Raw genomic sequence first — 6,240 nt, forward strand, 5'->3', positions numbered from 1 at the left:
ACGTGACCACGCCCGCGGCGCTCAGGACGACGGCTCCCGTCGTCAGCCACACCCGTCTCTTGAGACCGAGCGGTCTGTACGCATGGGTCCTACGAGGACTCAACTTCCCCACCCCTAGAAAACGAACACGAAGGCACCACAGATCACGGGCGCCACTACGGACAGCGTGCCAACCCGGCCGAACGTCACGGGCGGCAGGGTGCCGGGGTGGCCTGCACCCGTCCCCGGGACCGGGGAGACCGGGGCGCGCGGCGGGCGGTGACACGTCCGGCAGTGACACTTCCGCCGGGCCCGACGCTGATCACCGTGGGGACGTGGGCACGACCGGCTCGTGCCGCACGCGCGGTGCGGGCTCACCGGAGCCCGCCGCGAACTCGGTACGGACGAGGACGGTTCTTGGGCCAGCGAGGGGAACCCCGCCGCGTACAGGCGTACGACGGGGAACTGGGCGCGGCCGTCGCGCGGGCCCAGGAAGGTGACGAGGCCGCCTTCGCGGTCGCCTACCGGCTCGTGCAGCCCGGCCTGCTCGGCTACCTGCGCGGGCTCGTCGGGGACGACGCCGAGGACGTGGCCTCCGACGCGTGGCTGGAGATAGCCCGCGACCTGGGACGCTTCAAGGGCGACGGGGCCGGTTTCCGCGGCTGGACGGCGACCATCGCCCGGCACCGGGCGCTGGACCACCTGCGCCGGCAGCGGGCACGGCCCCGGGCGGCCGGGCTGGAACAGGACGTCCTGGACCTGCCCGCCCCGCACAGCACCCACGACCAGGCGCTGGAGTCCCTGTCGACCGAGGCCGCCCTCCGACTGGTCCGCGGGCTGCCGCGCGACCAGGCGGAGGCGGTGCTGCTGCGGGTCGTCGTCGGTCTCGACGGCCCCGCCGCCGCCCGCGTCCTGGGCAAGCGGCCGGGCGCGGTGCGGACCGCCGCCCACCGGGGGCTGAAGCGCCTGGCCCGGCAACTGGGCGCCGACGGTGTGACGGAAGAGGCTCCGCGGACGCTGGGGGAGTCGACATGACCGGCGGCGAGGCACCGGCGGACCGAGCGGGGACGGAAGCGGAGATGGGCGACGAGCGGAGCGACGGCGGGGCCACCGCCCCCCGGCGAGCGCGTCCCGGCCGGGCTCCGGGAAGCATCACGGTGCCGGAGGGGCGGACCGGCCCCTCCGGACCGGGCGGCGACGCGCCGGGTTCCGTCGAGGCACTGCTCTCCGCCGCCCTGCGGGCGGACGGTGACGGCGCCGAGGGCGAGCGGCGGGCCGTGGCCGCCTTCAGGGCCGCGCGGGACGCCGGTGCGCACCGGGCGGCGCGCACCCGGCGCCGCGACGACTGGCGGCCCCGGGCACGACGGCGTACCGGACGCTCACTCAAGGCCACCCTGTCCGTGCTCCTGGCCGGCCTCGCCCTGGGCGGCGCCGCCTACGCCGCGATCGGCGGCGGCCCGGCCGCGGACGGCGCTCGCGGCGACCGGAGCCGTCCGCCCGCCGCGACGCCGCCCGCCGCGACGCCGCCCGGCGTCTTCGCCGGACCGGGGAGCCGGGCGGCCGACGAGGACGGGGCGGCCGACTGCCGCGCCTACGAGCGGGTCAAGGACCGGGGCGAGGCACGGGACGCCGCGGCCTGGCGGCGGCTCCTGGCGGCAGCGGGCGGCGAGCAGCGGGTCGCCGCGTACTGCGCCCGGCAGGAAGCCGGGCAGGAAGCCGGGCGGGAAGTCCAGGAGGACGACCGGCAGGGAGGCATGCAGGACGGTCGGCAGGGCGGCCGGCAGGACGACCCGCCGACGGGGAGGCCGGTGGAGGGGAACGGACCGGGCGGAGCGGGTCGTGGCGGTACCGGTGGTGCCAGTGGCACCGGAGACGCCGGTCCCACTGGTGGCACCAACGGCACGAATGACACGAATGGCGCCAGCGGCACCAGCGGCACCACTGGCACCAGTGGTACGGCTGCGGTCGGTGGCCCTGGTCGTCCCGGCACTTCGGCCGACACGGACGAATCGGGTGGCGCGGGTGGCTCCGGCGCCCCGGGCGACGGCACGGCGAACGCGGACGAGGACGCGGCCGGCAGCGGGCAGAAGCCGGACCGGAACAACGGCCGCTGACAGGCTGCCGACGGGCCCTTGCCGCGGGCCCTCGCGGGGAGCGCGGAGAGCGCTCGCGTGTCCGGCGGACGCGCCGCCGCCGACGCGACGGCCGGGGCCGCCACCCCCCACAGGAGAGGCCCCGGCCGTCACGCGGTCCGGGCCGCGTGGCGGCCCGTACTTCCTTCAGCGCCGGGACTGCGGTTTGTGTCACACCCGCGTCACACCCGCGCCGCACCCGCCGCGTCACGGCTTAGTTGCATCTTGTACGGCATCTCGTCCGGACATGGACGAGCAGCGGTTTCAAGACGTAACGTGCCTTTCGCGCCGGACCGCGGAGGGCTGGGCCCCCGCGCCATACCTGCGGTAGACCACCGCAACCACCAGGTGAGGAACCACGACGGCGAGAACCCGGTCCGCGAGAGCGGCGCCGGATCAGGCGCAAAGAGAGGCACGCGCGGTGCTGGGGGACGACGCGGAGCTGACCGCCGCGGTGCGTGCGGCACAGGACGGGGACGAGAGCGCGTTCCGGACCGTGTACCGCGCGGTGCACCCGCGGCTGCTCGGCTACATACGCACACTGGTCGGCGATCCGGACGCCGAGGACGTCGCGTCCGAGGCGTGGCTGCAGATCGCCCGTGACCTGGAACGCTTCAGCGGGGACGCGGACCGGTTCCGCGGCTGGGCCGCCCGTATCGCCCGCAACCGCGCGCTCGACCACATCCGCATGCGCGGGCGCCGGCCCGCCATCGCCGGTGACGAGACCGAGCTGACCGGCAGGCCCGCCGAGTCCGACACCGCCGGCGAGGCCATCGAGGCCCTCGCCACCGACAGCACCCTCTCCCTCATCGCCCGGCTGCCGCAGGACCAGGCGGAGGCCGTCGTCCTGCGCGTGGTCGTGGGTCTCGACGCCAAGACCGCCGCCGCGACGCTGGGCAAGCGGCCCGGCGCCGTCCGCACGGCGGCGCACCGCGGGCTGAAGCGCCTGGCCGAACTGCTCCGCGGCGATCCGGAATCGGCCGGCGTCCTCGGTGCCCTGCCCGCTCCGCGAGAACCGCTGGGCCGTACGGTGACGTCCGCGACTGTGACGCATACGTCTGCGCGGACGCAGAAGGACATGTGATGGCCGACGAGCAGGACAAGTGGCTGGACCGCGAAACGGCGGAGCTCTTGCTGCGCGGAGAGCCGCTCGGCCCTGTCGACCCCACCGCCCGGGAGCGGGCCGAACGGCTCGCCGGCGCGCTCCGCGCCCTCGCCGTGCCCTCCGAGCCGGCCGGCGGGGAACTCCCCGGCGAGGCCGCCGCGCTGGCCGCCTTCCGCGCGGCACACGCCGGACGGGCCGCCGCGCACGCCACCGGACGGGCCGTCTCCGGTGCCGGAAACGGAACCGGGCGTCCGGACGGCGGCGGCGTCCGCGCCGGTGGTCGCGGCGACCGGGCCCGCACCCCCCGCCGGCCGCGCCCGCTGCGCCTGGCGCTCGCCGCCGCGCTGGCCGTCGGCATGGTCGGCGGGGTGGCGGTGGCGGCCGGAACCGGAGCGCTGCCGACGCCGTTCGACGGCACGGCGGACCCCGGCGCCTCCGTCTCGGCCGCCGCGACCCCCGGCCGGCCGCTGACGTCACCCTCTCCCCACGGCACGACCGGGGGCGGGCCCCGGCCCGACGGCACCCCGACCGGCCCGGCCGACCTGGGCGCCGCGCGGGAGGGCGCGGAAAAGGGGGACAAGGGAGACAAGGGTGGCAAGGAAGGCAAGGGGGACGAGAAAAAGAACGGGAACGAGGACGAGAACAAGGGCCAGGGGAAGGACAAGGGCAAGGGCAAGGAGAAGGGCGAGGGGGCGGGCCGGGACGGCGACGACGGTTCGGCCGCGGCGCCCGGATCCGGTTCCGGCGGCGGGCAGGGCCGCGCCGGCGGCCCGCAGCGCAACGACTTCACCTCGGCCTGCCGCGACCTGCGCGCCGGCAAGGTCCTCGGCGCGGACCGCCGGCGGGCGCTGGAGAACGCGGCCGGCGGCCCCGCACGGGTGCCGTCGTACTGCGCGGCCGTCCTGGCCCGCGCCGACGGCCGGGCCGGGGGCGCCGGCGGGGAGAAGGGCGAGGACCGCGCGGACCCGAAGAGCGCCCCGGACCACGCGGGCGAACAGAACAGCAGCGGCAGCGACAGCGGTGGCCGGGGCGACACCCCGGCCCTGCACGCCGAGCGCGCCCCCCGCCACAGCGCCGCCGCCCTCGCGCCGTCGGCCCTCGTGGCCGTCCCGCCGGTCCCCGTGGCCGCCCCGTCGGAGCGGACGGCGTAGCGCCACCGCTGCCGCCACCGCCACAACCGCTCCGGGAACCCATCTGACCTGCGGTTTCCTGAGGTGCGGAAATTTTTTACCGCGGGGTGTGACACTTTTGGCCGCCGGGACGCAGTACTGAGTGAGCCGACTGGTCATCGGCTGTCGCACCGAGCCGGGGTTCCCCCCGTACCCGCGGCTCGTGCATCCGGCGCGGGCGGGACACGTTCCCCCGGTCCCGCCCGCGCCCGTATCGCCCCGCGGCTCACCGGTACACGACGACCTTGTCGCCGTTCCTCACCTGCCGGTACAGCTCCGCGATCGCCGCCTCGTCCCGGACGTTGACGCAGCCGTGCGAGCCGCCGGCGTAGCCCCGGGCCGCGAAGTCGGCCGAGTAGTGCACGGCCTGGCCGCCGCTGAAGAACATCGCGTACGGCATCGGTGAGTCGTACAGAGTCGACCAGTGGTTCCGGGACTTCCAGTAGACCTGGAAGACGCCCTCCCGGGTCGGCGTGGACCGCGTGCCGAAGCGGACCGGCAGCGTCGTGACCGTCCGGCCGTCGATCATCCAGCGCAGTGTGCGGCTGGACTTGCTGATGCACAGCACCCGGCCGGTCAGGCAGCGCGCGTCGGGCGCGTCGGCCGGCTGCCCGCCCATCAGATACAGCTCCCACCGGCCCGGTTCGCGCGTCATGTCCAGCAGCCGCTGCCAGGTGACGGTGTCGGTCCTTCCGGTCGCGGGCAGTCCGCGCTTGCCCTGGAACCCGCGCACCGCCCGCTCGGTGAGGTCGTCGTACGTCCCGGTCGGCCCGTCGAACAGCCACTCGATCTGGCGCAGCCGCGCCTGGAGTTCGCGGACGTTTGGCCCGCTGTCGCCCCGGGACCACAGCACGGGGCCCGTGGCGCGGGCGGGCGGGAGACCCGGCCCGCGGTCGTCGGACGGCGGGTCCGTCCGCGACGGCTGCGACCGCTGCGACTGCGATGACTGCGATGACTGCGATGGCTGAGATGACTGAGACGGTTGAGGTGACCGAGGCGAGTGCGGTGACCGCTGCGGCCCCGACGGCGGAGTGCCGGTGATGTCGATGCGCACCGGTGAGCGCCCTTGCCCGTCCACGTCCCCGGCCTGGTCCGTGCAGCCGCAGACCGCCGCCAGGGCCGCCACCGCGGCCACCACTCTCCCCGCGCCCGCTCCCGTACCGCTTCTCGTACCGCTTCCCGTTCCCCGCATCGCGGCCCCCCGCCGTCTCGACGACCCGTTCGGTAAGACGTCCTCTGAGATGTTCCCCGCGGATGACGGGCCGCGAACGGCGCGGCATGGTGGTGTCCGGAAGCGGGGCGCATGCTGTGAGCAAGGTCCCAGCGTGTGCCTCTCCACCCGGTGCGCGGACCGCCGATACAGTCCGACGAAGAGCCGGTCCGTACTGGCGAGTAACCGGTGGGTGGCCGGCCGGCAGGCAGTACGTGGCGAGTAGTTCGATCGATTGCTCAGCGGGAGGCGACAACCATGGCGCGCGAGTCGGAGTCCGGACTGCCCATCGAACCGGTCTACGGGCCCGACGCCCTGGCCGGCTGGGACCCGGCCGAGAAGCTGGGCGAGCCGGGGTCGTACCCCTTCACCCGTGGCGTGTACCCGACGATGTACACCGGCCGGCCCTGGACGATGCGCCAGTACGCCGGTTTCGGCACGGCGGTGGAGTCCAACGCCCGTTACAAGCAGCTGATCGCCAACGGCACGACGGGTCTGTCGGTCGCCTTCGACCTGCCCACCCAGATGGGCCACGACTCCGACGCCCCGCTCGCGCACGGCGAGGTCGGCAAGGTGGGCGTGGCCATCGACTCGATCGACGACATGCGGGTGCTGTTCGACGGCATCCCGCTGGACAAGGTCTCC

At 75.5% G+C, this 6,240-nt stretch carries 6 protein-coding genes; 5 read left to right on the forward strand and 1 reads right to left on the reverse strand.

The annotated features are described in order from the left end of the window. Positions 1-396: 396 nt before the first annotated feature. The 4 genes from ABZ340_RS30640 (at position 397) to ABZ340_RS30655 (ending at position 4,367) form a co-directional block, all read left to right on the forward strand. The gene (locus tag ABZ340_RS30640) at positions 397-1,014 is read left to right on the forward strand and encodes an RNA polymerase sigma factor (RefSeq protein ID WP_358785112.1); all 618 of its coding nucleotides are present in this window, start codon (positions 397-399) and stop codon (positions 1,012-1,014) included. Next, entirely contained in the window at positions 1,011-2,093 is a 1,083-nt protein-coding gene (locus ABZ340_RS30645; protein ID WP_358785113.1) for a hypothetical protein, read from the forward strand. Before ABZ340_RS30640 ends, ABZ340_RS30645 begins: the two co-directional genes overlap by 4 nt. A gap of 439 nt (positions 2,094-2,532) precedes the next feature. Further along, positions 2,533-3,195: an RNA polymerase sigma factor gene (locus tag ABZ340_RS30650; protein ID WP_358785114.1), complete on the forward strand. Its 663-nt coding sequence runs from the start codon at positions 2,533-2,535 to the stop codon at positions 3,193-3,195. Continuing rightward, entirely contained in the window at positions 3,195-4,367 is a 1,173-nt protein-coding gene (locus ABZ340_RS30655) for a hypothetical protein (protein WP_358785115.1), read from the forward strand. Before ABZ340_RS30650 ends, ABZ340_RS30655 begins: the two co-directional genes overlap by 1 nt. A gap of 244 nt (positions 4,368-4,611) precedes the next feature. Here ABZ340_RS30655 and ABZ340_RS30660 read toward each other — a convergent pair whose 3' ends face one another. Continuing rightward, positions 4,612-5,577, reverse strand: a complete 966-nt coding sequence (locus ABZ340_RS30660) for a L,D-transpeptidase family protein (protein ID WP_358785116.1) — start codon at positions 5,575-5,577, stop codon at positions 4,612-4,614. Positions 5,578-5,853: 276 nt separating this feature from the next. Between ABZ340_RS30660 and ABZ340_RS30665 the strand changes: the two genes are divergently transcribed. After that, positions 5,854-6,240: methylmalonyl-CoA mutase family protein (locus ABZ340_RS30665; protein ID WP_358785117.1), on the forward strand; the 387-nt coding region annotated here is incomplete at its 3' end.

Origin of the sequence: Streptomyces sp. NPDC006134, assembly GCF_040628835.1 — a bacterium.
Taxonomy (GTDB): domain Bacteria; phylum Actinomycetota; class Actinomycetes; order Streptomycetales; family Streptomycetaceae; genus Streptomyces.

Excerpts from the sequence above, each read along its gene's own strand:
- ABZ340_RS30660 (WP_358785116.1), bottom strand. The coding sequence starts at position 5,577 with ATGCGGGGAACGGGAAGCGGTACGAGAAGCGGTACGGGAGCGGGCGCG.
- ABZ340_RS30645 (WP_358785113.1), top strand. The coding sequence starts at position 1,011 with ATGACCGGCGGCGAGGCACCGGCGGACCGAGCGGGGACGGAAGCGGAG.
- ABZ340_RS30655 (WP_358785115.1), top strand. The coding sequence starts at position 3,195 with ATGGCCGACGAGCAGGACAAGTGGCTGGACCGCGAAACGGCGGAGCTC.